At 67.0% G+C, this 26200-nt stretch carries 26 protein-coding genes and 2 pseudogenes; 19 read left to right on the top strand and 9 right to left on the bottom strand.

The features are described from left to right. Positions 1 to 43 precede the first annotated feature (43 nt). The gene (locus tag SACAZDRAFT_RS02195) at positions 44 to 814 is read right to left on the bottom strand and encodes a helix-turn-helix transcriptional regulator (RefSeq protein WP_005438224.1); all 771 of its coding nucleotides are present in this window, start codon (positions 812 to 814) and stop codon (positions 44 to 46) included. A gap of 183 nt (positions 815 to 997) precedes the next feature. Between SACAZDRAFT_RS02195 and SACAZDRAFT_RS02190 the strand changes: the two genes are divergently transcribed. The 7 genes from SACAZDRAFT_RS02190 (at position 998) to lnt (ending at position 8511) form a co-directional block, all read left to right on the top strand. After that, positions 998 to 1396, top strand: a complete 399-nt coding sequence (locus SACAZDRAFT_RS02190) for an ArsR/SmtB family transcription factor (RefSeq protein ID WP_005438222.1) — start codon at positions 998 to 1000, stop codon at positions 1394 to 1396. Further along, positions 1393 to 3366 (top strand): heavy metal translocating P-type ATPase, encoded by a 1974-nt coding sequence (locus SACAZDRAFT_RS02185; RefSeq protein WP_005438220.1) that lies wholly within the window; start codon positions 1393 to 1395, stop codon positions 3364 to 3366. Before SACAZDRAFT_RS02190 ends, SACAZDRAFT_RS02185 begins: the two co-directional genes overlap by 4 nt. 68 nt (positions 3367 to 3434) lie before the next feature. Beyond that, complete coding sequence (gene lspA / locus SACAZDRAFT_RS02180) at positions 3435 to 3866, top strand: signal peptidase II (RefSeq protein WP_232286339.1); 432 nt, start codon at positions 3435 to 3437, stop codon at positions 3864 to 3866. A 601-nt stretch (positions 3867 to 4467) separates the two neighbouring features. Then, positions 4468 to 4968 carry a hypothetical protein gene (locus SACAZDRAFT_RS22835; protein WP_157606507.1) on the top strand — a complete coding sequence of 167 codons (501 nt, stop codon included), beginning with the start codon at positions 4468 to 4470 and terminating at the stop codon, positions 4966 to 4968. A 156-nt stretch (positions 4969 to 5124) separates the two neighbouring features. After that, positions 5125 to 5787 (top strand): TlpA disulfide reductase family protein, encoded by a 663-nt coding sequence (locus SACAZDRAFT_RS02175; RefSeq protein ID WP_005438217.1) that lies wholly within the window; start codon positions 5125 to 5127, stop codon positions 5785 to 5787. Then, a complete protein-coding gene (locus tag SACAZDRAFT_RS02170) occupies positions 5784 to 6563 on the top strand; it encodes a cytochrome c biogenesis CcdA family protein (protein WP_005438216.1) in 780 nt (259 codons plus the stop codon). The genes SACAZDRAFT_RS02175 and SACAZDRAFT_RS02170 overlap by 4 nt, the downstream gene beginning before the upstream one ends. Positions 6564 to 6879: 316 nt before the next feature. Continuing rightward, the gene (gene lnt, locus SACAZDRAFT_RS02165; RefSeq protein ID WP_005438215.1) at positions 6880 to 8511 is read left to right on the top strand and encodes an apolipoprotein N-acyltransferase; all 1632 of its coding nucleotides are present in this window, start codon (positions 6880 to 6882) and stop codon (positions 8509 to 8511) included. A 218-nt stretch (positions 8512 to 8729) separates the two neighbouring features. Here lnt and SACAZDRAFT_RS02160 read toward each other — a convergent pair whose 3' ends face one another. Beyond that, a complete protein-coding gene (locus SACAZDRAFT_RS02160; protein WP_005438214.1) occupies positions 8730 to 9011 on the bottom strand; it encodes a DUF4158 domain-containing protein in 282 nt (93 codons plus the stop codon). Positions 9012 to 9201: 190 nt separating this feature from the next. Continuing rightward, a pseudogene (locus tag SACAZDRAFT_RS02155) lies at positions 9202 to 10285 on the bottom strand (IS110 family RNA-guided transposase). Positions 10286 to 10660: 375 nt separating this feature from the next. On the opposite strand from SACAZDRAFT_RS02155, the gene SACAZDRAFT_RS02150 reads away from it, so the two are divergent. From SACAZDRAFT_RS02150 to SACAZDRAFT_RS02140, 4 genes are all read left to right on the top strand, one after another. Further along, positions 10661 to 11068: a signal peptidase II gene (locus tag SACAZDRAFT_RS02150; RefSeq protein WP_005438210.1), complete on the top strand. Its 408-nt coding sequence runs from the start codon at positions 10661 to 10663 to the stop codon at positions 11066 to 11068. Between the two features lie 314 nt (positions 11069 to 11382). Beyond that, positions 11383 to 11730 carry a DUF1707 SHOCT-like domain-containing protein gene (locus tag SACAZDRAFT_RS22235; RefSeq protein WP_157606912.1) on the top strand — a complete coding sequence of 116 codons (348 nt, stop codon included), beginning with the start codon at positions 11383 to 11385 and terminating at the stop codon, positions 11728 to 11730. 430 nt (positions 11731 to 12160) lie between these two features. Next, complete coding sequence (locus SACAZDRAFT_RS22830) at positions 12161 to 12403, top strand: hypothetical protein (RefSeq protein WP_198283893.1); 243 nt, start codon at positions 12161 to 12163, stop codon at positions 12401 to 12403. Positions 12404 to 13110: 707 nt separating this feature from the next. Continuing rightward, positions 13111 to 13851, top strand: coding sequence for an Abi family protein (locus SACAZDRAFT_RS02140; protein ID WP_005438202.1), 741 nt, complete (start codon positions 13111 to 13113; stop codon positions 13849 to 13851). Positions 13852 to 14000: 149 nt separating this feature from the next. On the opposite strand, the gene SACAZDRAFT_RS02135 is transcribed toward SACAZDRAFT_RS02140, so the two are convergent. Both SACAZDRAFT_RS02135 and SACAZDRAFT_RS02130 read right to left on the bottom strand, forming a co-directional pair. Further along, on the bottom strand, positions 14001 to 15041 hold the full coding sequence (locus tag SACAZDRAFT_RS02135) for a hypothetical protein (RefSeq protein ID WP_232283660.1): 1041 nt from the start codon (positions 15039 to 15041) through the stop codon (positions 14001 to 14003). Between the two features lie 372 nt (positions 15042 to 15413). After that, entirely contained in the window at positions 15414 to 17780 is a 2367-nt protein-coding gene (locus SACAZDRAFT_RS02130) for a heavy metal translocating P-type ATPase (protein ID WP_005438198.1), read from the bottom strand. A gap of 150 nt (positions 17781 to 17930) precedes the next feature. Between SACAZDRAFT_RS02130 and SACAZDRAFT_RS24115 the strand changes: the two genes are divergently transcribed. The 3 genes from SACAZDRAFT_RS24115 to SACAZDRAFT_RS02120 all read left to right on the top strand — a co-directional run bounded on the left by SACAZDRAFT_RS24115 (position 17931) and on the right by SACAZDRAFT_RS02120 (position 21603). Continuing rightward, entirely contained in the window at positions 17931 to 19520 is a 1590-nt protein-coding gene (locus SACAZDRAFT_RS24115) for a DUF4158 domain-containing protein (protein WP_408638058.1), read from the top strand. Further along, positions 19460 to 20869 carry a transposase gene (locus tag SACAZDRAFT_RS24110; RefSeq protein WP_408638057.1) on the top strand — a complete coding sequence of 470 codons (1410 nt, stop codon included), beginning with the start codon at positions 19460 to 19462 and terminating at the stop codon, positions 20867 to 20869. Before SACAZDRAFT_RS24115 ends, SACAZDRAFT_RS24110 begins: the two co-directional genes overlap by 61 nt. A gap of 296 nt (positions 20870 to 21165) precedes the next feature. After that, positions 21166 to 21603, top strand: a complete 438-nt coding sequence (locus tag SACAZDRAFT_RS02120) for a Clp protease N-terminal domain-containing protein (RefSeq protein WP_005438194.1) — start codon at positions 21166 to 21168, stop codon at positions 21601 to 21603. A 53-nt stretch (positions 21604 to 21656) separates the two neighbouring features. Here the strand turns inward: SACAZDRAFT_RS02120 and SACAZDRAFT_RS22825 are convergent, their stop codons facing one another. Further along, positions 21657 to 22154 (bottom strand): hypothetical protein, encoded by a 498-nt coding sequence (locus SACAZDRAFT_RS22825; RefSeq protein WP_157606911.1) that lies wholly within the window; start codon positions 22152 to 22154, stop codon positions 21657 to 21659. Positions 22155 to 22325: 171 nt separating this feature from the next. Between SACAZDRAFT_RS22825 and SACAZDRAFT_RS23105 the strand changes: the two genes are divergently transcribed. Next, positions 22326 to 22538 (top strand): hypothetical protein, encoded by a 213-nt coding sequence (locus SACAZDRAFT_RS23105; RefSeq protein ID WP_197322145.1) that lies wholly within the window; start codon positions 22326 to 22328, stop codon positions 22536 to 22538. 23 nt (positions 22539 to 22561) lie between these two features. On the opposite strand, the gene SACAZDRAFT_RS02110 is transcribed toward SACAZDRAFT_RS23105, so the two are convergent. Both SACAZDRAFT_RS02110 and SACAZDRAFT_RS02105 read right to left on the bottom strand, forming a co-directional pair. Then, positions 22562 to 23137, bottom strand: a complete 576-nt coding sequence (locus SACAZDRAFT_RS02110) for a recombinase family protein (protein WP_197322146.1) — start codon at positions 23135 to 23137, stop codon at positions 22562 to 22564. Between the two features lie 277 nt (positions 23138 to 23414). Next, positions 23415 to 23636 carry a heavy-metal-associated domain-containing protein gene (locus tag SACAZDRAFT_RS02105; RefSeq protein WP_005438188.1) on the bottom strand — a complete coding sequence of 74 codons (222 nt, stop codon included), beginning with the start codon at positions 23634 to 23636 and terminating at the stop codon, positions 23415 to 23417. 120 nt (positions 23637 to 23756) lie between these two features. On the opposite strand from SACAZDRAFT_RS02105, the gene SACAZDRAFT_RS02100 reads away from it, so the two are divergent. From SACAZDRAFT_RS02100 to SACAZDRAFT_RS02090, 4 genes and pseudogenes are all read left to right on the top strand, one after another. Next, complete coding sequence (locus SACAZDRAFT_RS02100; RefSeq protein WP_005438186.1) at positions 23757 to 24191, top strand: heavy metal-responsive transcriptional regulator; 435 nt, start codon at positions 23757 to 23759, stop codon at positions 24189 to 24191. Positions 24192 to 24603: 412 nt separating this feature from the next. Next, a pseudogene (locus SACAZDRAFT_RS24055) lies at positions 24604 to 24729 on the top strand (recombinase family protein); the annotation flags it as partial. Between the two features lie 151 nt (positions 24730 to 24880). Continuing rightward, on the top strand, positions 24881 to 25147 hold the full coding sequence (locus SACAZDRAFT_RS23565) for a hypothetical protein (protein WP_050983442.1): 267 nt from the start codon (positions 24881 to 24883) through the stop codon (positions 25145 to 25147). A gap of 56 nt (positions 25148 to 25203) precedes the next feature. Then, positions 25204 to 25536 carry a YnfA family protein gene (locus SACAZDRAFT_RS02090; RefSeq protein ID WP_005438185.1) on the top strand — a complete coding sequence of 111 codons (333 nt, stop codon included), beginning with the start codon at positions 25204 to 25206 and terminating at the stop codon, positions 25534 to 25536. Between the two features lie 32 nt (positions 25537 to 25568). Here SACAZDRAFT_RS02090 and SACAZDRAFT_RS02085 read toward each other — a convergent pair whose 3' ends face one another. Next, positions 25569 to 25886 (bottom strand): DF family (seleno)protein, encoded by a 318-nt coding sequence (locus tag SACAZDRAFT_RS02085; protein WP_408638063.1) that lies wholly within the window; start codon positions 25884 to 25886, stop codon positions 25569 to 25571. Between the last annotated feature and the right edge of the window lie 314 nt (positions 25887 to 26200).

Below are 26200 nucleotides of genomic sequence, written 5' to 3'. Positions count from 1 at the left end.
TGAGCGTGGCGGCTGAGGACCCCGTGTGGCTTGAACAAACTCGCTAACCACTCACAGCGCGCCGCCGGTGCCAGTGCACGGCCCGGGCCAACCCTGACGGGGCCAGGCCGAACATCTCGTGGCAGACCCGGGTGAGGTGGGCGCTGTCGGCGAACCCGGCGGCGTGGGCGGCCTCGGTGAGTGTGCCGCCTAGCCGGGCGTGATCGATCGCGCGCTGCAAGCGCGCCCACCGCACATACGCGCGAAACGGCAAGCCGAGTTCGTCACTGAACAGGTGACCGAGTCGACTGGCCGAGATCCCCACGGCCGCGGCGAGCCGTTCCAGACGGACAGACTGGTCGAGCATGGTGGGTAACACCGCGATCGCCTGCCGCAGCGCGGGGTGCAACGACACTGGGGCAGGCGCGCCCGCCGGAGCCAGCGTGGCGAGAACCTGGTCGACCATCCCGCTGGCGGAGTCACCGACGGCGAGGCTGGTGTCGAGCAGCGGCTGCGCCGCGGATGCCCACGCGGCCACGGAGCCGACCGGCAACCCGGTGCGCCGTACCCGCGCGGTCAACGCCTGGCCCAGCGCCCCATCAGCATCAATCCAGGCCAGCACCCCCGCCCCGCCACCAGCGATCTCGTGTTCGGCCCCGGAGGGAATCACCGCCGCACGGCCCCGCCATTGGGCACCGGATCCGTCACACAGCCACACGAGTTCCTCGGTGGCCAGCACGAGCTGCACCGCCGCGTGCCGGTGCCGGTGCGCGTCGCCTACCTGACCGGCGTAAACCAACCGACCCGGCCGCAAAGCCACGGTGCCCTGCCACATCGTCAGCTCCGCGGCGTGCGGCCGGCACACGGCGCGGCGGACCACACCGCCCGCTCACCGACGGCGGCCACGGTCGCCCAGTGGCTGGCGGCGTCGGGCCCGAGAGTTCCCCGGCACGGTCTCGACCTGACTGGTTGATCGCCGAACCTCGATTCCATCATTTCTCCCTGCTATCATCGCCGTATGGCGATAAATACTAGGGACGGATGTCTCGCAGCGAGTGCGGTGGGTGCGGGCCTGGATCCCGCGGTCGCGTTGTTTCACAGCCTCTCGGACGCCACCCGGTTGGCGATCGTGCAGCGCCTGAGCGGTGGGGAGGCCCGGGTCGCCGACCTGATCGCTGAACTGGGGCTGGCGCAGTCGACGGTGTCGGCGCATGTGGCGTGCCTGCGGGACTGCGGGCTGGTGGTGGGCCGCCCGCAGGGTCGGCAGGTGTTCTACAGCCTGGCCCGCCCGGAGCTGATGGACCTGCTGGCCTCGGCTGAGACGCTGCTGGCCGCGACCGGCAACGCGGTGGCGCTGTGCCCGACCTACGGCACCGACACCACCGGCGACACCGAGAACGAGGAGGTCGTGCGGTGAGCGACGCCTGCGGCTGCGGCAGCGACGAACCCCGCACCGGCGAGGAAGAAGAGCACGAACCGGAACGGCTCTGGCAGGTCACCGAACTGCGCTTCGCCGCGATCGCCGGGGTGCTGCTGATCGCCGGATACGCGGTGGAGTGGGCCGGAGCGGGCTCAACACTGGCGCTCGCCCTGAAAGCGCTGGCCTTGGTCGCCGGCGCCTACACCTTCGTGCCCTCCACGCTGAAGCGGCTGGTCAAGGGCAAGATCGGGGTGGGCACCCTGATGACCATCGCCGCGGTCGGCGCGGTGATCCTGGGTGAGGTCGGCGAGGCCGCGATGCTGGCCTTCCTGTTCTCCATCAGCGAGGGCCTGGAGGAATACTCCCTGGCCCGCACCCGCCGGGGCTTGCGGGCGCTGCTGTCCCTGGTCCCCGAGGAAGCCACGGTGCTGCGCGACGGCAGCGAGACCGTGGTGGCTCCCTCGGAGCTGCGGGTCGGGGACCGGATGCTGGTCAAACCCGGGGAGCGCATCGCCACCGACGGCGTGATCCGCACCGGCCGCACCGCGCTGGACGTCTCCGCGATCACCGGCGAGTCCGTGCCGGTCGAAGCCAGTCCCGGCAGTGAGGTGTTCGCCGGGTCGATCAACGGCACCGGCGTGCTGGAGGTCGAGGTCACCACCACCGCCGAGGACAACTCCCTGGCCCGGATCGTGCGGATCGTGGAGGCCGAGCAGTCCCGCAAGGGCGCCAGCCAGCGCCTGGCCGACCGCATCGCCAAACCCCTGGTACCCGGCGTCATGATCGCCGCCGCGCTCATCGCGGGCCTGGGCAGCTTGTTTGGCGACCCGGGCACTTGGATCGAACGCGCCCTGGTCGTGCTCGTGGCCGCTTCGCCGTGCGCGCTGGCGATCTCCATCCCCGTCACGGTCGTCGCCGCGATCGGCGCGGCCAGCAAGCACGGTGTGCTGGTCAAGGGCGGCGCCGCCCTAGAGGCCCTCGGCCGCGTGCGGGGGGTGGCGCTGGACAAGACCGGCACCCTGACCCGCAACCAGCCTGCCGTGGTCGACGTCGCCACCACCGACGGGACCCCGCGCGAGCGGGTGCTGGAGCTGGCCGCGGCGCTGGAAGCCCGCAGCGAACACCCCCTGGCCCGCGCGATCCTCGCTGCCGTCGACGGCGAGACGATCACCCCCGCGGCCGAGGTGGAGGCGGTCACCGGCGCCGGGCTGACCGGCCAGCTCGACGGCCGCCCGGTGCGGCTGGGCCGCCCCGGCTGGCTGGAAGCCGGGCCGCTGGCCACCGACGTGCAGCGCATGCAGCAAGCCGGGTCCACCGCCGTGCTTGTTGAGGACGACGGCCGCGTGATCGGCGCGATCGCCGTCCGCGACGAACTGCGCCCCGAAGCCGCCGAGGTCATCACCCGGCTGCACTCCGGCGGCTACCACGTCGCCATGCTCACCGGCGACAACCACGCCACCGCCACCGCCCTGGCCACCGAAGCCGGCATCGACACCGTGCACGCCGAACTCCGCCCGGAGGACAAGGCCCGCATCATCAGCGAACTGGGCAGCCAGCGGTCGATGGCGATGGTCGGTGACGGTGTCAACGACGCCCCCGCCCTGGCCACCGCCGACCTGGGCATCGCCATGGGCGCCATGGGCACCGACGTCGCGATCGAAACCGCCGACGTCGCCCTCATGGGCGAGGACCTGCGGCACCTGCCCCACACCCTCGACCACGCCCGCCGCGCCCGCCGGATCATGCTGCAGAACGTCGGACTCTCCCTCGGGTTGATCATCGCCTTGATGCCGCTGGCGCTGTTCGGGGTGCTCGGCCTGGCGGCGGTGGTGCTGGTGCACGAGGTGGCCGAGGTTGTGGTCATCGCCAACGGGGTGCGCGCCGGCCGCGCCAAGCCCTTGGCGATCACCCCCGGCGACCGGCAGGCGCCGCTGGTCCCCACTGCGGCGGTGGGGGCGTCCTCGTGACCACCGGTCACCCCGCCCCCGCCACACGGGCACCCCGTGCACGACTCGCGCTGATCGGCGCGGTAGTCGTGCTGGCCGCGCTCGACCTGGGCCTGAAAGCCTGGGCCGAGCGCGGCCTGACCGACGGCCAGGCGGTGGATCTCGGGATCATCCAGCTGCGGCTGGCGTTCAACCCCGGTGTCGCGTTCAGCCTTGGCGACACCCTGCCCGCCTGGGTCGTGCTCACCGTGACCGGGTTGATCACCGCCGGGCTGGGCGTGTTCGCCTGGCGCACGACCCGCACCGCCACCCTGGCCCTGTCGGCGGCATTGGCGATGATGCTGGCCGGCGCGCTAGCCAACTTCATCGACCGTGTCGCCGACGGCGTCGTGACCGACTACCTGCACACCGGCTGGTTCCCCACCTTCAACGGCGCCGACGTGCTCATCACCCTCGGCGCGATCGCCCTCGTGCTCGCCACTATGCACGCCGAACGCACGGTCGAGACCGGTTCGGGGTGATCAGCTAGGACACAGCAAGGTGAGACGCGTCTGGTCCGCCGTGGGCTCGCGCGCTGGCTGGCCTGGTTCATCGTGGCTTGGGACGTCATTGTCATCCGCATCCAGCCGCTCCTGCGCACGACCTCGACGAGAGGGTGCTGGCCCGGCCCGACGCCTTGCCCGTGTAGCGACCCGCTGCCTGGGCTGCGGGTCCAAGGTCGCACTGCCGGCACCCTCACCTTCACCACCCCGACAGGCGAGCGGGTCACGATCGCTCCGCTCGTGCTCGGCTCGCTGATCGACCGCATCCCCGGGGGCTGAGATGTTCCTACTCGTGCAGACCACACCGAACAGCTTGCGGTTGCACACGGCGGCCGGCGCCGATGCCGACCCGGGTGTGGCAGGCGGTGAGCAGCCAGTTCAGCCCTTGCCGCCACTTCGACGACGTCACCGTGGAAGGCGTCGAGCAACGGGCGCAGCAGTCACCTGGCGGCGAGTACCGCAGGATCGTCCCGCTCCGGTGAACAACCGCCGCGAGCGTCGGGCGAGCTTGCACGTCGGTGGTGTCCGCAGTGCGGGGGTGTGGGTCAGGCACCGCCGACCAGCCTTTACCCTCATGCTCGTGCCTGACGGAACGAGCGCCCCAAGGGCCGTGCGAGCTGGCCTCGCGCGGCTCGTCGCCGTGCTCGCCGCGCTCACCTTGGTGGCACTGCTGCAAGGCGCCCTGTGCGGCAACGCGACGGCGATGGCAACGCCCTGCACCCCGGTGCTCGTCTCGGATGCTGAGCACAGCAGTGGCAGCACCCCGGTGCACTCCGCACCACAGCCCGCCGCGGACACAACCGGCGACTGCGTGTCGCTCTTGCTGTCGGGCAACCACCTTCCAGCGCCAACGCAGCCTGCCGCATGGGCCGCCCCGGCCGACACCACGGGATCACCAAATGATCTCGGTGGTGTTGTCGGACTGTGCCTGGCCATGCTGGCGGTGCTGTTCCTACTCGTCTGGCTGCTGCGGCCCGGCGCGGTCACCGCGCCACCACCGCCGACAACCCCGACGCGATTCGCGCACCGGACACGTACCGGCGCTCCCCGGCTTTCGCAACTCTGCGTCCTGCGCACGTAGACGACTCCACGCACGTCCCCACCCTGTCCAGGCAGGACATGCGGTGTCTGACGTCGAGTCGTTGGCCACGTTTGGCCTGCCCAGGTCGCCCGGAGGTACCTTCCCGTGAATCCTTTCCGTATAGCCGTCTTGTCACGCCGACGGCGGTCCGCCACCATGCGGTGCGCTCCCAGCCGCACGCCCCGTCGCCACTCTCAGCACTGGCGCACTAAGTTCCGCCGCAGGATTACCGGAGCCACCGCCGCTGTCGTTTTGGTGGTGGCCAGTGGCTGCGGCCCCGCAACCACTGGCAGCAGCTTCGAGTTCGCCTCCCCCGGCGGCCAGACCAAGATCTTCTATGATCCTCCCGAGCAGCGCGGAGCGGTGCAGCTGTCCGGGGAAAGCCTGACCGAGCCGGGCCGCGAGTTGTCCCTATCGCAATACGCGGGCAAGGTTGTGGTGCTCAACGTGTGGGGCTCTTGGTGCGGACCCTGCCGTACCGAGGCCGATGACCTGGAAACGGTCTATGCCAAAACCAAGGACAGCGGGGTGCAGTTCCTCGGCGTCAACGTCCGCGACGACCGCAGCGCCGCCCAGGACTTCATGACCAACTTCAAGGTCAGCTATCCCTCGCTGTACGACCCGGCCGGCCGGTCGCTGCTGGCGTTGAAGGGCTTCCCCCGCAGCGTGGTGCCCGCCACGATCATCCTCGACCGCAAGCACCGGGTGGCGGCGGTGTTCCTGACCGCTCTGCTGGAGTCCGACCTGCTGCCCGTGGTGCAGCGCATCGCCGCCGAACAACCAGCCGCCTCATCACCCACCACAGGGGGTCGGCCGTGACTCTCACCGACCTGGCCATCACGGGACCGCTGCTGCTGGCCGCGTTGGTGGCCTTCGCCGCCGGCGCCGTCTCCTTCGCCTCACCCTGCATCATCCCCCTCGTTCCCGGCTACCTGGCCTACCTGGCCGGACTGGTCGGCGCCGAGGCACCTGCGGTGCACGAGGCCGAAACGGCCGCGCGCCGCCGTGACCGCTGGCGGGTCGCCGGCGCGGCTCTGCTGTTCGTGCTTGGCTTCACCATCGTGTTCGGCGCGGCCGTGCTCACCGTGCTCGGCGTGTCGGATGCGTTGCTGGCCAACGAACCACTCTTGCAACGCATCGGCGGCGTGGTCACCATCGCCATGGGCCTGGCCTTCCTCGGCCTCATCCCCGCCCTGCAGCGCGACATCCGGCTGCGCCACCGTCCCCAGCACGGCCTGTGGGGTGCACCTGTGCTCGGCGCGGTCTTCGGCCTGGGCTGGACCCCCTGCCTGGGACCAACCCTGGCCGGTGTCATCGCACTGGCCAGCGGCACCGAGGCCGGACCACCGATCTGGCGCGGTGTCCTCCTCGTACTGGCCTACTGCCTCGGCCTCGGCCTGCCGTTCGTACTGCTCGCGGTGAGCGCCCGCTGGGCGGTCACCACCGCCGGATGGCTTCGCCGACACACCAGGGCTGTCCAGATCACCGGCGGGGTCCTGCTGCTTTGCGTCGGTGTACTGCTGGTGACCGGCCTGTGGGCCGACCTGGTCGCCGTGCTACGCGGCCCCATCGCCGGATTCACCACCCCGCTCTAACACCCAGCGGCCCGAATTCTTGAAGGAACGGTGTGCCCATGACCCGGAACATGAAAGCTTCGTCGGGCCATCCTCAGCTGTGGCACCATGTGCACTCCACAAGCCGAAATATTCGGATTTCCCAACCCCAACCCGCTGCTCGGAATCGCCGGTTTCGCCGTCGCCACCACCACTGGAGCCGTGCTGTTATGTGCTCGGGCGCGACGGCACCATCCGTCGCGCCCGAGCACCCCACGCCCTTCCACATTGTCGAGCAGTTCACGCAGACCCTGAGCCGCTCCCTTGCCGACGAGGACACCACCGGAACAGGGCAGAAATGAGCCAGGTGCTCCCCGCGCAGGGGTCGGGCGAGACCGGCACGCAGTCGACCGGCCGTGCGCGGGACGAGAGTGTCGGGGCTTCCCAAGTCAAGCGACGGTGGGTGGTCTCCATCACCAGCGTCGCTGCCGGGGGTCTGCTGCTGGCCGTCAGCTTCCCGCCCCGCCCGTGGTGGTGGCTGGCACCGGTGGCCTTCGCGCTGCTCGGCCTCGCCCTGCGCGGACGCCGCGCCCGGGCCGGTGCCGGCTACGGGTTCGTGTTCGGGCTGGCGTTCTTCCTGCCGCACCTTTTCTGGATCCAGGACTTCCTCGGCGCCGAACTCGGCCCCGTGCCCTGGCTGGCGCTGTCCACGGTGATGGCCGCCTTCGTGGCGGCCGCATGCGCACTGCTGCCCCTGGTCGGCCGGCTGCCCGCCGCGCCGCTATGGATGGCGCTGGTGTTCCTGGCCCAGGAAGCAGTCCGCTCCCGGTTTCCGTTCAACGGATTTCCGTGGGGCCGAGTCGCCTTCGGCCAGGTCGACGGCCCGTTCCTGTCCCTGGGGTCGATCGGCGGCGCCCCGCTGGTCGGCTTCGCCGTGCTACTCACCGGATTCGGGCTGGCCGCTCTGATCGCACACGTCCACGAGCACGGGCTTCGACCCAGCCCGGCGTGGTGTACACCAGTCTCGGCAGCCCTGGTGCCCGTCATCGCCGCGCTCCTGGTGTGGCCCACGGTCGGCACCGAACCGCAAGACGGCACCCGCACCGTCGCCGTTGTGCAGGGCAACGCCCCCAACATAGGACTCGGGCTACTCGGGCAACGCTCCACCCTGCGCCGCCACCACCTCCAGGCCAGTCAGGAGCTGGCGACCCGAATCCGTTCCGGCGCGCTGCCCCGACCGGACCTCGTGGTGTGGCCGGAGACCGCCACCGAGATCACCGGCCCCGATCAGGCCATCGACAACATCGTCGCCGACCTCGGCGCACCGACACTGATCGGGGCGCTGTACCAGCCGCCCACCGGGTCCAGCCAGAACGCGGTCATTGCCTGGGACCCTCACACCGGCCAGGGCCAGCGCTACGCCAAGCAGGAACTGGTTCCCTTCGCCGAATACATACCGCTGCGGTCCATCGCCGCCCTCTTCACTCCGTTCGCCGACACCACAGACCTGACCGCAGGCACCAGACCCGGCGTTCTCGACATCGCCGACACCACCGTCGGCATCGCCATCTGCTACGAAGCCGCCTACGACCACGTCTCCCGCGAAGCCACCAACCAGGGCGCCCAGCTCCTGGTCGTCCCGACCAACAACGCCTGGTACGGCCGCGGAGAGATGACCTACCAACAACTGGCCATGTCCCGTCTGCGCGCCGTCGAACACGGCCGAGCCGTGATCGTCGCAGCCACCAGCGGTGTCAGCGCGATCATCCGGCCCGATGGCAGTCTCGCCCAGATCACGGACATGTTCACCACCGCATCCCTGATCGAAGACGTTCCCCTACGCCACACCACAACCCTGGCCGACCGCCTCGGACCCTGGACCGAACGCGGACTGACCATCCTCGCCGTCGTCGGAATCCTGGCCGCAGCACACTCACACCAGCGTCCCCGTCACGTGGGCGAGATCTCCAGCGACGACGCCACCTCCTAGTAGACAAACGTGATGACTTATAGACGGACTGGTGACCCCGCTGCGGCGAGCACACAGTCGGGCGGACTCGTGCGGCACCGGCGATGCTGGCGGCTCGTACTCGAGCACAGGGCACAGGGTTATGGACGAGAAGACTGCCGTGGACCGCGGGTTCCCGCACCTCGAGCGCTGCGAAGGAGGCGATAACACCTCGCGGACACGATTCAGCGCATGAACCCTCAACACACGCTCTCGCCGATACCAGAATGCTTTGGCATCCACGGCGGCGTTGCGCGATGATCAACGCAATAGCAGGGGTACCCCAGCCGGAACAACACGCTCGGCGCGTCGTGCTCGACCACACGCGCGAGCAGGAACTCCTCCAGATCCTTCCACTCCGTCCGGCCCGCACGGGTCTGCTTCTGCGCCCCGTACCCGGCCAGATCCGCGATCGGAACACCCAGCTGCACCGCAACGCGCCCACGCCGTCCGGAACGAAACCCAGCCACGGCAACGTGCATAGCCGCCTGATCTCCTCATCAGAGAAGAACCTCGTGGACACCCCAGACACCACCCCACCCCCGAAACGATCAGTGACGGGCACATCCTCACCAACAACCTCCGCAGGCCAACACCGGGCCACCAGCCAAGCAGATCATCCACCAGCTACCACGACACCCTGACCAGCACCGACACGGCTAATCGATGCCCCTATGCGTCAAGCGGCTCGTAGTTCGGCGGCCTTGATTTGCTTGCTAGAGCGGTGTTATGGCTGGTGAGAGCCTTGAAGACTTCGCGCGCCAGGTAGCGTTTGAGGCACCGGATGATTTCCCGCTTGGACTTGCCCTCTGAGGTGCGTCGAGCGGCGTAGGTGCGGGTCCTGGCGTCGTTGCTCAGACGACCAATCGCGAACAGATGCAGAGCCCGGTTGACGTCCCTGTTTCCGCCACGGTTGAGCCGGTGGCGGTTGGTCTTGCCGGAGGATGCGGGGATCGGTGAGACGCCGCAGAGGTGCGCGAATGCTCCTTCCGATCGCAGGCGTTCGGGGTTTTCTCCGGCGGCCCGAGCAGCGCGGCGGCGATGTCGGTGCCCACGCCTTTGATCGCGACGAGGTCCGGGGCTGCCTGCTTGGCCAGTTCTGCGATCTGGCCGTCGAGAGCGTCGATCTCCGTGCTGAGCTGCTGATACCGAGTAGCCAGCGACTTCAGCGCGAGTTTGCAGGCTGCTTCCGGGCTGGTGATCGCGCCCGGTCGCATCCGCGCGGCGGTGACGACCAGCTGCGCCATGGACAGCTTCCGCAGACGGTCACGCAGCTGTTGAGGGGCGGTGACGAGCACGGCGCGGAGCTGGTTCGCAGTCTGTGTGCGGGCCTTCATCGCAGAACGGCGGGCGATCCGCAGCGTGCGGATCATCTCCACCGAGCCGTCGGCGGTCTTCGGCTCACCCAGCACAGTGCCGGATTGCACCACGCGGGCCGCGATTTCGGCATCAACCGCGTCGGTCTTGCCAGCGCGCCGGCGGGTTTGCCGGTTCGGCCGGACTACCTCGATGACCTCCAGGCTCTGCGTCCGCAGATGGCGGGCCAGACCGACGCCGTAGGAGCCGGTGCCTTCCAAGCCGAAGCAGTGCAGCACGCCGAATCCGGTCGCCCAGGACACGAGCTGGTCATGGCCGGCGGTGGTGGTGGGACCATTGTGGTGCCCAGCAGACGCCCGAACTGGTCCAGTGCTGCCGCAACATGGATCTCGGAATGCGTGTCGACTCCCACCGTCACGACAACGTCGGCATCCTGCACACCAGCGGGCACGTGTCCTCCTCGCAACTCGATGACCTTCCGGCCAGCACAACCGGTTGCGATGGAGGGCAGAACTACAGTGGGATCGCTCGGGCTCCTATCAGGCCACATCCTCGCCACCGGCCGCGCCGGTGGCACCCGCCCGACCGGTCGACGTATCGCTTACAAGGCACGACAGGCCCCTTGTTTTTCGAGTCAGACCGGCGGGCAAGCACCGGAGATCATCTTGCCTGTAGATGCTCCGCTTAGCGCTAATGGCTGTTCCGTTGTTCCCCGAGGCCGTACCCACACTGCCCGGCGGCACGCCTGTGGCGGCACGGCCCGCGCCGGTGGGGGCCTCGGCGTGACCCGCACCGAAACCCCGGTGACCTCGCGGTGAAAACCTGGACCACCCACGCGCTGGCCGACGGCCACTCCATCGACCTCGGACTGCTCCAGCTGCGCCTGGCCTACAACCCCGGCGTCGCCTTCAGCCTCGGCGCCACCCTGCCCAGCTGGATCGTGCTCACTGCCACCGCACTGATCACCGCCGGGCTGGCGGTCTTCGCCTGGCGGACCGCCCCCACCGCCAACCTCGCCACGCGTCTCGGCCTGGCCACCATGCTGGCCGGAGCCGTGGCCAACCTCGCCGACCGCGGCATCGACGGCGTGGTCACCGACTACCTACACACCGGCTGGTGGCCCACCTTCAACCTCGCCGACGCGCTCATCATCGGCGGCGCCGCGCTACTCATCCTCGCCGCGCTGCACACCACACCAGCATCCACACCGAAAAGGAGATGATCCTGATGCTGACCTACTGCTGCGACGACCCGGGCGGCCCGCCCGAGGCCTGCGGCTACAAATGCTGCTGAACCCACGCCCGGCCGGGCACCGCCACGGAAGGTCGTGGATGTGATACGGCCTTGGCCCGCTGCTAACACGCCCTTGCGTCCGTCTCGTCGGCTGGCGCTCCACCAGCGGCAGCCGGCAAAGAGCAGGCGGATACTGGTTAGCAGGCACGCTGACCGAGGAAGCCTCGGGCTCAGGGCGTGTTGCCCTAGGTAACGGCATGCAGGTGGAAGGCAGTCGCCGCGATGGGTTGCATGATGGGCGGTATGATGGTCGGGACACTCATCTGGGCGATTATTGGCCTGGTGGCGCTAGTGGTCCTTGTCGCTGGTGGCATGTGGGCTGCTCGGGGGCTGCTTGCACCCGCTGCACAGCATCGTCTCACCCCGCCACCGCGCCCAGCCGAGCCGATTCGCGAGACATCGGTCCCCGACAGTCAACGTGCCGCGGATGTCGATCGGCAACAGGTCATCGAAACGCTGCAGACGCATGTCGCTGCCGGGCGGCTGACACTGGACGAATTCGAGCAGCGCAGCAATGAAGCCACTCAGGCACGCACCATCGGTGAACTGCGTGCCGTACTGGCCGACCTCCCCTATCAGGCTTTCCGGTAGCGGAAGCCAAAAATCAACTCTTGCGCTTTCACAGGTACGGTCAGAGACCATGGGGCTACTTCCGGTCGTGCGCAGGTGACCAGCGCTGACGTTGTTGTCTGTGTGCGCTACCGGAACGCCCAGCAGCATCACTCAATGGCTGGGTTCGCCCCTCATCACTTAACTTGCCATGGCTATGAGCGAGACAACACGGCCCCGTACGCGGATAGTGCACGAGGCGCACGCGCAGCTGCAGTCGCTGCTCGGCGAAGCATGGACGATCTCCTTCGACGAGCCCCGCAGGCTTGAGGAACGCGCCTCGCGCTGCCCTTCGCGTTCTCCAGTAGGCGGACCGTGTTGCCGATACCCCTGGGGTGACTGAATCCCGTCAATTTCGCCGCGCTCGTGAACGCCGTGCAGCCAAAGCGGACCGCGGCTTCCGAAACGCGGAGTGGAGATTGAGCTGTTCCGGACAGTATGCGACGACGATCCCGAGGATAGTTACGTGTCCTGGCACGCGGAGTGGAGCCTGCAAGGCAGCAGCAGCGGCACCGAGGACAACGACGAAGATCTCACCGTTCTGGTCGACGCGATCCTGGCCGATGTGCACCCGATGGCCGACCGATACGTACTACGGCTGGACCGTCGATGGAGACCTGGAGCAGAGTGGGACGGTCATCGACGCTATCGCTGAGCTGGGCGGGCAGTTGCCGACGGTGGTGACATGACCGAGTTACAGGTCTCCACCAGCCCGCGCATGACCTGGCTGTGGGCACCTGACGAACACGCAGCTCAGCGGGCACGAGAGATCACTAGCGGAAGTTCCGCGACGCATCGGGGCTAGGCGCTCGCGCTGGTCACGGACGTCGGCATCGGCGTGGAGGCTCTGGCGGCGTGTGAGGAGCTTGCTAAGGCCGGTTTCACCTTCACCTGGCACGGCTCCGAGCATCCGCTCAACCATGCCAATTGGCCCGCCTGTCTGCCAGGAATGCCGGACAGTGAAGGCCTTTGAACTGCGGAAACAGAGAAAGCGCAGTTGGGCCGATCTTTGGCGGGCTGCTCGTCGACCATCCTGCCTATCGGGATGGTTCCTGTTCGCCTGTCAGGATCGATTTGGGTGGGTGTCGACTTGGCGACTGCCACTGTACGTCGACCAGCCGCGGCCGGGCCCGCGACGTCAGCGCGGCGGTTCGGTGCGAACGTGCTCGATCACGTCACACCGGCAGCGTCCGCACAGAATGATGTCGACGTCGGCGACCACCTGGCCAGCGAGCTCGAAGCCACTTCGCGCCCCTGTTCGAACTGGCTGCAGAAATGACTAAGCCCCGCGGTGCCTAACCCGGCTCTCTCGAGCCGCGCCAGAGGACAGTTGCCGCGGGGCGATGCCCCTAGGATACGCATGTGACAGCCGGGGAGCAAACCAACACCGTGATGGCCGCCACCGCCCAAGGCGCACGTTCGACGCTCTCCATGGCCGACTTGCAATCATGGCTGAGTGCTCCCCGCTTGAATACCTACCTGGCTGCCTGCAACCAGGACCGCGACCTAGCGCTTGAGCTCTACTGCTGGAATAGCCAGCTGGCAGCCGCAGCTCTGGTCGACACCTGCCACCTCGAGGTAGCCCTACGTAACGCCTACGACCGCGAGCTGAGCAAGCGCTTCCCGAACTGGTCGGTCGATCCCGACAGCGACCTGTTTCGCCGGACACAGGGCCATGGCCGGGCAGTCACCAAGCAGGTCGAGCTGAACAAAGGCAGCGTGGCGGCGCTCACCGCAGCGAAGCGTGGCCTCGGCGCGACCCCGAACCACGGCAAGGTCCTCGCGGCCACGACGTTCGGGTTCTGGGTCAAGCTCACCGACCGCGACCGGACCGCCACGTTCTGGACGCCGATGCTCCGGCGTGCTTTCCACGGCACCCCCACGCGCGGCGAAGTCCACGAGCGGGTCGCCCGCATCAACAAGTTCCGCAATCGCCTCGCCCACAACGAGCCGGTCTTCTCGACAACCTCCGGTCTTCATGACCGATTACGCGACATCGAGGAGCTCTTCGACTGGGTCGCACCGTCGGCCGCCGCCCACGTTCGCGCGACCTCCACGGTGCCGTCCCTCATCGCCCAGTGCCCGGTTTCCGGCTTGCTGTGAACAGCGATTCCGGCCGGATTAGCTGGCGGCCGCAGGTTCGGTGAACTGAATGGAAGCCGTGACCTCACGGGTGCAAGTAAACCGAGGCTTGAGCCTGGTGAGCTCTCACCCGCACCTGGTGACCCGTCGATCACGAACGGCGTGCTTGCCTACCGCATCGGTTGTGCCACATGTATGTAGTACGAACGGTCTTCGTACTCATCGAAGGTGAGACCCAGCTCCTCCCATATCGACTTGATCGCGACCTCTCCAAACCTGGCCACGGCCAGATCCGCAGCGGCGAAGTCTTCGCGTGAGGGCAGTAGGGATGTGTCGTGCACTGCGGTCAGAACTTGTGTCCACGCAGGTTCAAGGTAAAGGCTGGCGCCTGGGTTGCTGGTCATCATCGGACCCGCGAAGGGCCCACCAGTTTGGGAAGCGTCCTCGCAGGCTTGCGCGTGGGCGAGGAGGGTGAAGACCTGGTCGGTCTCCGTAACCACTTGCCTCCACAGGGCGTCGAGGCTCGTCCGGCATTCCCGATAGCTCTGGACAAGGTCAGGCCAGCCAGGGTGAATATGCGAGTCCAGGACCTGTGCGAGTTGCTCACGGTAGTCCTCGACACCAGCCCATATGTGTCCCTGGTGGAGCCGAACCCGTTCGCCATCCTGTTCGGCAGAAGCGAAGTGGCCGAGAATGATGCTCGCGATTCGGTCCGCGCGGTACTCATCGGTTGCCGTACGTGTGATGCTCCTGGCCAATTCCGTTGGAGTTTCTGAGGGGAACGGCACGTCATCGAGCACACCCGAATCGGCACGCATGCGGTTGATCAGCGGGTGGGTGAGTTCGTGTGCCAACACGAAGATCGAGTGCGCGGTGGTCTGCTCATCAACCGCGGTGCTGAGCACGTTGTGGTTCACAACGATCGTTACCCGGGACGAGTCCGCGCTCTGTGCGATGTTTTTGGCCACGGCCGTCCCGCCGAGTCGATCAGCCCCGTACGTGACTGTTTGCCCGCCATCTACTCGGGCTACATCGAGGATCTCCTGCGTGGTTGCGACGAAGTCCGGGGTCCAGAGGAGATCGACCTCGACATCCGGCATCTCATCCTCAGCGAGCCCTGCGATCAGTTGGTGCACTGAGTCGGCATACGTCGCCAAACCAAGGTCGAGATCGGAAACGCGGCTGGTGTCCTGCCGCATGATGTGAGGCACGGGAACGACTATGCCACCTCGATCTGACATCACAGGCAGCACGCACGAGACCCGACCATCTTGGGGCCGACCAGATGTCTAAGCTGCTAAGCACTCGCCCCAGCCTCTGCGTCGTTAGAAAGTCTGGCTCCCTTTACGATCGGTCGATGCCGCGCGACCCGCTGGTTCACTTCTGCGCGCAAATCACAAATGCGGCAGCAGTCAGCAGCGCCAGCATCCCCCGCGGTGCGGCGGGCCTTGTCAGTGGATCAGACACGTCTTTTCCTTGGGCGGAGAGTTTCTGGACAAGGTCTTCCGCTGCTGGCGCGCAGGTCGATCCCTGCGCGCCGGCAGCGGGTGATGTCAGGAGAGATCTGGTGTTGTCGTGGCCGGTCAGGGCACCGCCGGTTCGGGGGACTGCTGGCCTGCTGCGCCTCGAGTGCGGCCGACGCTGGCGATGGCGTTGATCAGCAGGGAGGGGCGGGTGCCGAAGGAGTTGAGGAAGATCGTGGTCACCGAGGCGGCCATGGCGATCATGGCCCACACCGGGGAGATCAGCCCGGTGGAAGCCAGCGGGATGCCCAGGCCGTTGAAGGTGAAGGCCAAGCCCACGTTGGCCCGGGTGCGCCCGTAGGCGCGGGTACTGATCTCCCGGGCGTCGAGCACCGCGTGGACGTCTTCGCGCAGGAGCACGATGTCGGCGGATTCCACGGCGATGTCGGTGCCGCCGCCGGCGGCCAGGCCCACGTCGGCCTGCATCAGGGCGGGTGCGTCGTTGATGCCATCGCCGACCATGGCCACCCGGGTGCCGTCGGCCTGTAGCTCGCGCACAATTGCGGCCTTGCCCTCCGGGCGCACCCCGGCGTGGATCTCGGTGATGCCGAGTTGGTCGGCGACGTGGCGTGCGGCGCGCTCGTTGTCGCCGGTGACCAACACCGGGTCCATCCCCGCTTGACGCATGGCCGCCACAGCTTCGGCGGCGTCGGGCCGCAGCTGGTCGCCGAGTGCGAGCGCACCCCGCAGCACGTGGTCGGCGGCCACCACGATGACGGTGTGCCCGGTGGCTTCCTGCGCGGTGATCCAGTCCGACATTCCGGTCAGGTCCACGCCGATGTCGGTGAGCAGTCCTGGGCGGCCCACCAGGACGTGCTGGCCGTCGACGGTGGCGCGCACCCCGGAGCCGGTCATCGACTCGAAGTCGTGCGCCTGGCCCACCGTCACGCCGGCGTCCTCGGCGGCACTGACCACGGCGCGGGCCAAGGGGTGCTCGGAGTGGTGCTCGGCCGCGGCGGCCAGCGCCAGCAGCCCGGCGGTGTCGCCGTCGGCGGCTTCGACAGCGCGCACGGTGGGGCGGCCTTGGGTGAGGGTGCCGGTCTTGTCCAGCACGACGCGGCGCACCAGCCGGAAGGTCTGGAACGCTTCGCCGGTGCGCATGATGATGCCCCGGTCGGCGGCGTGCCCGGTACCGCGCACGATCGCCAGCGGCGCGGCGATCCCCACCGCGCACGGGTAGCCCATCACCAGCACCCCGAGTGCGGCGAACACGGCCCGGTGCACATCCGGCTGCCCCGAGATCGCCCAGCTAGCGCCCAGCCAACCCAGGAGAGCGATCGCGGAGACGGTGAGCACGGTGGGGGTGTAGACGCGCAGCACTTTGTCGACCAGGTGCAGGATGCCGGGCTTGAGCGCCCGGGCGTCCTCCACGTGACGTACCACCTGGGCCAGGAATCCTTCCGCCCCGGTGGCGGTGACCTCGATCAGCAGGCTGCCGGTGCCGTTGATCGCCCCACCCACGACCTCCTCGCCCACTCCGCGCTCGACAGGCACTGGTTCCCCGGTAACCAGGGAGAAGTCGATGGCCGAGTACCCGGAGCGGATGCGCCCGTCCAGCGGGATGCGCTCGCCGGGCCGCACCCGCACCAGCTGACCCACCTCAACCTGCTCGACGGGCACCTCCGACTCGCTGCCGTCGTCGGTGACCAGGCGGGCCAGGTCGGGCTGTAGGTCCAGCAGCTTCTTGATCGACTGGCTGGAGCGGGTCTTGACCAGCAGCGACAGCCACTCCGAGAAGATGTGGTAGTTGGCCACCAGCACCGACACAGCGAAGAACGCCGCCGTGGGATAGCCCGGCAATATCCCGGTCAGCCCGATGATCCCGCCGGCGATGCCGGCGAACGCGCCGATCTCCAGCAGCACGTGCTGGTTGAGCATCCCGCGCCGCGCGGACTGATAGGCCATCCGCAGGATGTGCGCAGCCACCCCGACCACGACCCCGACGGCCAGTGCCCCGGCCACCCAACCGACCACAGGCGGCCCTAGCACCCCGGTGGCGCGGGCCGCTAAAGCCGCCACCCCTGGCGCCACGATCCCGGTCGCCCCGAATAGGGCCTTGACCGTACCGGCAGGGCGCAGCAGTGCATACGACAGCGGCACCATCAGCACGATCACGCTCAACGGCACCAGCACCGACCAGATACCGGTGACCTCGGCGATCAACCCGATCGCCGCCAACGATGCGGCGATCGCGGCCAACAACCGGCGGCCTTCGCGGACCAGATCACGCTCCTCGTCTTCGAAGGGGCGCAGCTTACGCGGGTCGTACAGCTCATAACCGATATCGCGCAGCGTGCCCAAGATCCGCTCAGGCTCGACAATGGCTGGGTCGTAGTCGACCAGGGCCTGCTCGTGGGTCAGGCTCACCGCCACCGTTTCGACCCCGTCCAGCCGGCCCAAGGCTTTCTCGATCGTGCCGGTGCACAACGAGCAATGCAGCCCCGAAATCCGCGCCCGAATCCGCTCATGCCCCGGCGTAGGCCTGGAACTCCCGAAGCTGCCCTGAGCCGCAAAGTAACCAGTGAGTAGCCGACTCGCTGTGAGCTGTATTACAGCGGTCTTCTATGGTCCGGTGCCATGCAGATGGAGTGGTCGGACGAGGAGCTGGTGGCGTCGTGGACGCTGGTCGGCGAGGACTGGTCGCTGGTGGGCAACAAGACCGGCGCGACGCGCCTGGGCTTCGCGGTGTTGTTGAAGTTCTTCGAGATCGAGGCGCGGTTCCCGCGGTCGGCGTCGGAGGTGCCGACTGCGGCGGTGGTGTATCTCGCCGAGCAGCTGAAGGTGGACCCGGAGGTGTTCACTGGCTACGAGTGGTCGGGCCGGACGATTGAGTATCACCGGGCGCAGGTGCGTGCCGCGTTCGGGTTCCGCGAGTTCACACGGGGTGATGAGGACAAGCTCGCGGGGTGGCTGGCCGAGGAAGTCTGCCCGGTTGAGTTGCGGGAAGAACAGTTGCGTGCGGCGCTGCTGGTACGGTGCCGCACCGAGCGGATCGAACCGCCGGGCCGGATCGACCGGATCGTCGGTTCGGCCCGGGCAGCGTTCGAGAAGCGGTTCTGCGACCTGACCTGTTCCCGGCTGGATGCCGAATGCGCTGAACGGCTGGAAGCACTGCTGAGCGACGACACCGGTCCCGGACGTGGTGGGTTGCTGGCGGAGTTGAAGGCCGACCCCGGCCAAGTCGGACTAGAGACGCTGTTGAGGAAGATCGACAAGCTGTCCGCGGTGCGAGCTCTGGACCTGCCGGCGGGGTTGTTTGCCGATGCGTCAGAAAAGTTGATGGAGGCATGGCGTGCGCGCGCAGCACGCTCTTATCCCTCGGACCTGCGGGCAGCACCGCGGTCCGTGCGGCTGACCCTTCTGGCCGCGCTGTGCTGGGTGCGGGCTGCGGAGATCACCGACGCTCTGGTGGACTTGCTCATCGGTCTGATTCACAAGGTCAATACGCGGGCGGATCGGCGGGTAGAGCGGGAGCTGACCGAGGACCTGCGGCGGGTGCGAGGCAAGGAAAGCATCCTGTTCCGGCTGGCCGAGGCCGCCGTCGAGCACCCCGACGAGGCCGTGCGGACCGCGCTGTATCCGGTGGTGGGTGAGAAGACCCTACGAGAGCTTGTCAAGGAAGCGAAGGCCAACGAGCAGGTATTCCAGGCCCGAGTACGCACCGTGCTGCGGAGCTCTTACTCGAATCACTACCGGCGGATGCTGCCGCCGCTGCTGTCGGCACTGGAGTTTCGCTGCAACAACACCGCCTATCGGCCAGTGATGCAGGCGCTTGACCTGTTGGCCCGCTACGCGGCCACCGACGGCAAGGTCCGCTTCTACGCGGAAGGCGCGGCGGTGCCGATCGATGGGGTGGTGCCCAAGGCGTGGCGGGAAGCGGTGGTTGACGAGCGTGGCCGGATCGAACGCATCCCGTACGAGCTGTGCGTGCTGGTCGCGCTGCGGGACGCGCTGCGCCGGCGAGAGATCTATGTAGTCGGGGGCAACCGGTGGCGTAACCCGGAAGAGGACTTGCCCGGTGATTTCGAGGCCAGTCGTGAGGTGCACTACGCCGCGCTGCGGCAGCCGACCGCCCGACCGAGTTCATTACCGGCCTGCAACGCCGGATGGCCGACGCGCTGGCTCGACTGGACCGGGCGCTGGTGGACGGCTCAGCAGGCGGGGTGAAGATCATCACGCGGCGTGGCGAGCCGTGGATCACCGTGCCCAAGCTCGAGCGGCTGCCCGAGCCGCAGCGGCTCCAGACGATCAAAGACGAGGTGTCTCGCCGGTGGGGCACCCTTGACCTGCTGGATGTGCTCAAGGATTCCGACTTTCTGACCGAGTTCACCACTGAGTTCACCTCGGTGGCCTCTCGGGAGGTGATCGACCGAGACACGCTGCGTCGGCGGTTGCTGCTGTGCCTATTCGCGCTGGGCACGAACATGGGCATCAAGGCGATTGTGGCCACCGGGGAGCATGGCGAGACCGAGGCGGCGCTGCGGCATGTACGCAGGCATTTCATCACCCGCGACAACCTACGGCGGGCCATCGCTAAGCTGGTCAACGCCACGTTCGAGGTGCGAGACCCGAACTGGTGGGGCTCGGGCACCGCGTGCGCCTCAGATTCGAAGAAGTTCGGCTCGTGGGAGTCGAACCTGATGACCGAGTGGCATCAGCGCTACGGCGGGCCGGGGGTGATGATCTATTGGCACGTCGAACGTCGCTCCACCTGCATCTACTCCCAGTTGAAGCACTGTTCCTCCTCCGAGGTGGCGGCGATGATCGAGGGGCTATTGCGGCACTGCACCGACGTCGAGATCGACACCAACTACGTCGACACCCACGGCGCGTCGGTGGTGGGTTTCGCGTTCACCGAGCTGCTCGGGTTCCGGCTGCTGCCCCGATTGAAGAACATCGGCTCAATTCGCCTGTACCGACCCGATGACGGCGAGGTTTACGGCCAGCTGGGGCCGGTGCTGACCCGGCCGATCCGGTGGGAGCTGATCGCTCAGCAGTACGACCAGATGGTCAAGTACGCCACTGCCCTGCGGCTGGGCACCGCGGAGTCGGAGTCAATCTTGCGCCGGTTCACTCGCGGCGGGCCGAAACACCCCACTTATCAGGCTCTGGAGGAGCTGGGCCGGGCGGTGCGCACCATCTTCGCCTGCAACTACCTTGCCTCCCCGGATCTGCGCCGGGAGATTCACGGTGGGTTGCAGGTGGTCGAACAGTGGAACTCTGGCAACACCGTGATCTTCTACGGGAAGGATGGCGATCTCACCGGCCCTGATCGTGAACACGCCGAAGTCTCCATGCTGGCGCTGCACCTGCTTCAGTCAGCGCTGGTGCACATCAACACGCTGCTGCTCCAGGCCGTGCTCGAGGCGCCGGAGTTCCACGACAGCATCGGCCCGGACGAACGTCGGGCCCTGACCCCGCTGTTCTGGACCCACATCAACCCCTACGGCCGGTTTCGCCTGGACATGGACACCCGGCTCGACCTGGCCGCGGTGCCGTGCGGGAACCGGTGGTGAGGTAGTCACGCACTGATGTACAAGGGAGTTGACATGCAGCAAAGGACTCAGTGCTGCATCGAGCAGCTCTAACTGATGGAAAGCGAGTGAGGCCGCGCCCGTACGGTGATTGGTGCCGGAACGAATCCAACAGCGCGATCACCGACACCACACCACCATCAGTGGTCCACCCGCCGCTAACCCACAGAGCAGCTAGGCCAACCTTTGGCATGATTGAGCGCATGGGGTACAGGTCGCCATCACCGGTGTTGAACGACCAGCGAGGGCGCGGGACACGACGGAACTCGGAGTGATCAATGTTCGAAAAGTTCAGTGCGCCAGCGATAGAAGTGCTCCGCATCGCGATGCTCGACGCGAAAGAGAAGCGCTGCGCGCACGTCGATGTCGCCCACCTCGCCATCGGCCTGGGACAGGCTACAGGCATCGCCCTGGCTGCCCTGAAAGACCTGGGAGTGTCTGAGAATTTTATAGCCGAAGGACAAAGCAACTCATGGCCAGAGCAAGCCGCCGAGCATGACCCGGTGACCTACTCAAACGATGCTAAGAAGCTGTTCACCAAGGCGCGGACACTGAGTGAGAGCGACGGCCGCGATATGATCGACACTGGTCACCTGTTGACTGCGATGACAGCCCACGGATATGCGGCACTGTCGCAAGACCATCTGCGAGGGCAGGAGTCGCTGGAGGAGGCTCTCAACCGCGCACGAGCGATGCTCTCGGAAGAGAGAGAGTAGCAGACTTCTGGTGCCGGAGAACAATTACCCGGCCCCAGAAGCCAAGTGCGCCTCTATCCGCAGTTCTGCTCGTTTAGCTGGTCGTATGCTGCGGCAGTCGCCGGTGAGCCGCCGTATGGGATGACTTGCCCGCGCCCGATCACCCGAAAGTCGTGGATCCCAGTACCCGCGCAGTTGTAGTTCTGAAAACTACTGTGGCTGCTGGTGTTGAACCTAATATCAGACGGCAGGGTAGCCATGGTTTCCCACCCGTACCAGCGACTCCGTTGAATCTCGATACTGTGCTCGATACTCGCAACAGCGAAGTTACATCCAGTGATGACGTCGCCGTCGATGAAGTTCCCAACGCGAGAAATCAGCACCGTCAAACCACATCCTGTCGGATATTGGGTTGGAGAAACGGAGCCGTCAGGGTTCTGCTCGAAATAGAAGGTGGACTGGTAGACGAGTTCTTCGTCGTTGCTCGCCGTTTCTTGACTTGCGAGTGCCGCGCCACTCGTCGCAAAAAGTGACGCAATCACCATGGCGATAACAAGGAAGGGTCTTCGCATCTACTGTAATACCCCCATCACTAGTTCGAGTGAATCCCAAAAGTTAGCGGCGGCACCGGACGTTGGTAAATACGCCAAGCGGGTGGACGTCTCGACGAATCTGCGGCTGGCGCGGCATTGATTCGGTTGGTCGGGGTGTCTGCGCCCACCGCCATATGACCGCGGAGGCTCTTGCCGTTACGAGCGTTCAACGGTGCTGCCGATACCAGCTACAAGCTCGACGCCGAGGTCGTCGACACTCAACCCGCCGGCGATGTCGACATCCTGCTCGACGGCATCCCGCAGGCTGCGGCTTGGCTGACCGGGGTGGCTGAGCACGAGCGCGACCAGTCTGTCGGACGGGTGCTGCCCAGTCATGTACACAGCTCTCACCACCGGGTGTGAGGAGCAGCCGACCAGCCCTCCCGCTAAACGCCAGAGGGCTGGTCGGACTTGTTGAGATAGCCGTAGACCGTGCTGCGGGGCACGGTGAACAGGTCGGCGATCTCTTGGACGGTCTTCTCGCGTGCGTCGTAGAGCTGCTGGGCCAGCTCGGCCTGGTACGCGGTGAGCTTCGGTCGCCGACCGCCCTTCCGGCCACGGGCGCGGGCCGCCGCCAGGCCCTCGTGGGTGTTGGCCACGATGAGGTCGCGCTGGAACTCGGCGACGGCGGCCAGCATCCGGTAGACCATCCGACCTTCAGCGGTGGTGGTGTCGATGCCCTGCTCCAGGAACCGGAACGCGACGTCGCGCCTGCGGAACTCGTCCAGCAGTGAGACGAGATGCGCGGTCGAGCGCCCGACTCTGTCCAGGCGGGTGCATACGAGAACGTCTCCAGCGCGCAGCACCTTGTTCACCACGTCCCACTGTGGCCGGGAGGACTTCGCGCCGGAGGTGTAGTCGACGTAGATGTTCTCCTCGGCGACGCCGGCGCGGATCAGCGCGTCGCGCTGGGCGTCGGGGTTCTGGTCGCCGGTGGACACGCGCATGTAGCCGATCTCCATCAGCGTGACAATAGTCGATCACACCGTTTGCCGACGTTGTTTGTCGACGCGATTTGTCGACACGGGTCACCTGCGAAAACGCTCGGCTCGTCCGAGGTGTCGGCAAACGACCGTTTCCCGACACCCAAACTCAGTCCGGCGCTGGGGTGATAGCTACGCACGCAGGGGTAAACCTACTCATCAGTTACTTTGCGGCTCAGGACAGCTTCGGGAGTTCCGGGCCGCGTAGGGCTGGACTCCGCCGCCCACAACTCCGGCTGTGCCGCGACCGCGGTGCTCACCGTCCCGTCCCCTCGACAACCTCGTAACCGGCGGACTCCAACCGCTCGGCCAGCACACCGCGATCGAGCAGCTCCGAACCGACGTGAACCCGCACCGCCCCAGTGGTGTGATCCGCCGCGACCTCCCGCACCCCCTCAACCCGGCGCAGCACCGCGCCGATCCGCTGCTCGCACCCGCCGCACGACATCCCCGACACCCGCAACACCAGCGTGTCCACGACCACGCACTCCCATCTTTTATCTTTTGACCTGCGGTTTCCGCCCTGAGCCACACGCTAAAACCTTGCCCCAGGGGTAAGGTCAAGAAAGAACACCCAACAGGCCGGGAGGAGGCGGTGATGGACATGACCGTGGGAACCGCGGCCAAGGCTGCCGGTGTCAGCGCGAAAGCGGTCCGGCTCTGGGAATCCAAAGGACTCCTGCCACCCGCCGAACGCACCCAGGCCGGCTACCGCCTGTTCAGCGACAACGACGTCGCCGTGCTGCAGTTCATCCGCCAGGCCAAAACACTCGGCCTGACCCTGCCCGAGATCAAAAACATCATCAACCTGCAGCGCGACGGCGCTACCCCATGCGGGCACGTCACCGAACTCCTCGACACCCGCATCGCCGACATCGACCGCACCCTCGCCGAGCTCCGCCAGCTCCGCCGCTCACTGGCCAGTGCCCGCCAGGCCGCCCGAGACAGCCAACGCCGCGGGGAAAACGCCGTCGTCTGCCGCATCATCGAAAACCACACCCACCCCGACAACAGCCAACGCCGGGACCCCTGAGCCACCTGTTCAAAAAAGGAACGTTTCTCAACACGCAGCTCGACCAGGCCGCCGACCGGGCTCCAGACCGGCTCCGCAGTGCCGGAAAAACGTGTTAAGCCGGGGTATCCAACAACCTGATCAGGACCCTTTGTCGTACAGTCGGGCTGCTCGCGATCATGGAATGTGCCCGATGATCGACACCCCAGCTGACCTCGTTTTGGACGGCGACCCGCTCGACGCGATCGGCGGCGGCGCCCGCGTCGGCTACGCCGGGTCTCCACCCGGGATCAGAGCCTGCGCCGCCAGGGCGACGCCCTCACCGGCGCCGAATGCATCCGGGTGTTCGAGGAAAAGCTGTTCGGCAAGAACGCCGAACGACCCGAGCTGTGGGCGTGCCTGACTACCTCCGCGAAGGCGACACCTCGTCGTCCTGGAGCTCTCCCGCCTCGGCCGCAGCCTCGCCGACCTGCTGTCCCTGGTCAGCGAGCTGCGTCGCCGCGGGATCGGATTCACCTCGCCGCACGAGAACCTCGACACCACCACCCCAGGCGGCCGCCTGGTCTTCCACGTCTTCGCCGTGCTGGCCCGAGTTCATCCGCGAACTCATCACCGAAGGCACCCGCGAAGGTCTAGCAGCCGTCCGCGCCAACGGCGTCCGCCTCGGCCGGCCACCAGCCCTGCCGGAGCCCGCTCCCATCGCGTGCACGTTGACCGCCGAAAACCAGGCCGCACGCATCGCCCAATGGCGGCAACTGCTCGCCGGAGCCGAACGGGAAAACGTCGACGACGGCCTATTGTTCCGCCTGCCCACCGAACGGGCCGGGCCAGTGGCCGAGCTCGCCGCTGCCGAACAACGTTGTTGCGCCTTCTTCAAATTCGCAGTGCGGCTGCGAGACGGTCGGGTGGAGCTGAAGGTCCACGCCTCACCCGACGCCGCGCCGCTGCTGGCCGAGGTGTTCGGCACCACCGACTGACTACCCTCGACGTGCGGCCTTCAGCCGCTTGCGTCGTCGTCCGAGAGAGATTCGTCGTGCTTGTCCTGCGTTCAATCGTGCTGTTCGTGCTGGCTGCCATCGCAGAAATCGGTGGCGCCTGGCTGGTGTGGCAAGGTGTCCGGGAACACCGAGGATGGATATGGATCGGCGCGGGAGTGATCGCCCTCGGCCTGTACGGGTTCGTGGCGACGTTGCAGCCCGACGCCCACTTCGGGCGCATCCTGGCCGCCTATGGTGGCGTGTTCGTCGCCGGATCGCTGGCTTGGGGCATGATCGCTGACGGCTATCGACCCGACCGATTCGATGTCATCGGCGCCTTGATCTGCCTGGCCGGAGTCGCGGTCATCATGTACGCCCCCCGCGGCTGACATTCCTATTCCCGGTGCTGTAGGACAGCAACTCAGCGTGCGTTGGTGAGCGCCTGGACGAGTTGTTCCACGGTGGGTGCGCCGGCAAGCCCCGCTGGCGTGGCGTACATGCGGCAGGACAACCCATGGGTCTGGGGCGGTGAGGGAAAAGGATCGAGCCCGTCGATGAGGATGGTGGGCGATCCAGGGAAATGCAGCGCTTCGGCCTCCGCTTTCGTCTCGACGGTGCGGTGATAGATCTCCAGTGGGGCGAGGCCCGCGGCCGCGAGGGCCTCGCGGAGACGTTCCTCGGCGAGGCGCCAGTTCGGGCATCCATCGAAATAGAACAGCTCAACCTTCACAGTTGCCATGATGCCCCGGCAGAGCAGCCCCACTGCCGCTCCTGCGACGAACACCATCGGCGGCGACTGGGTCTGACCGCAGGTGCGGCATCGTCGTCAACAGTCATCGTGTTCCTTCTCTCCGGCACCGACTATGGTCGCCCGTCGCATACTGCTTCCAGGCATCTCCGGATTCAGCGGCCAGCACCTCGACCGTGACGAGATGGTCGCCGTGTCAGTCGCCGCGACCTACGCGACGCGCGCACGCCCGGGCGCTGAGGCGAGCCTCAGTTCGGTCGTGCCAACCTATAGGCGGGACCGGGAGGACAGGTCATGCAGCGCCG

The organism is Saccharomonospora azurea NA-128 (assembly GCF_000231055.2).
GTDB lineage: Bacteria > Actinomycetota > Actinomycetes > Mycobacteriales > Pseudonocardiaceae > Saccharomonospora > Saccharomonospora azurea.
This window is presented reverse-complemented; position numbering and strand designations above follow the sequence as displayed.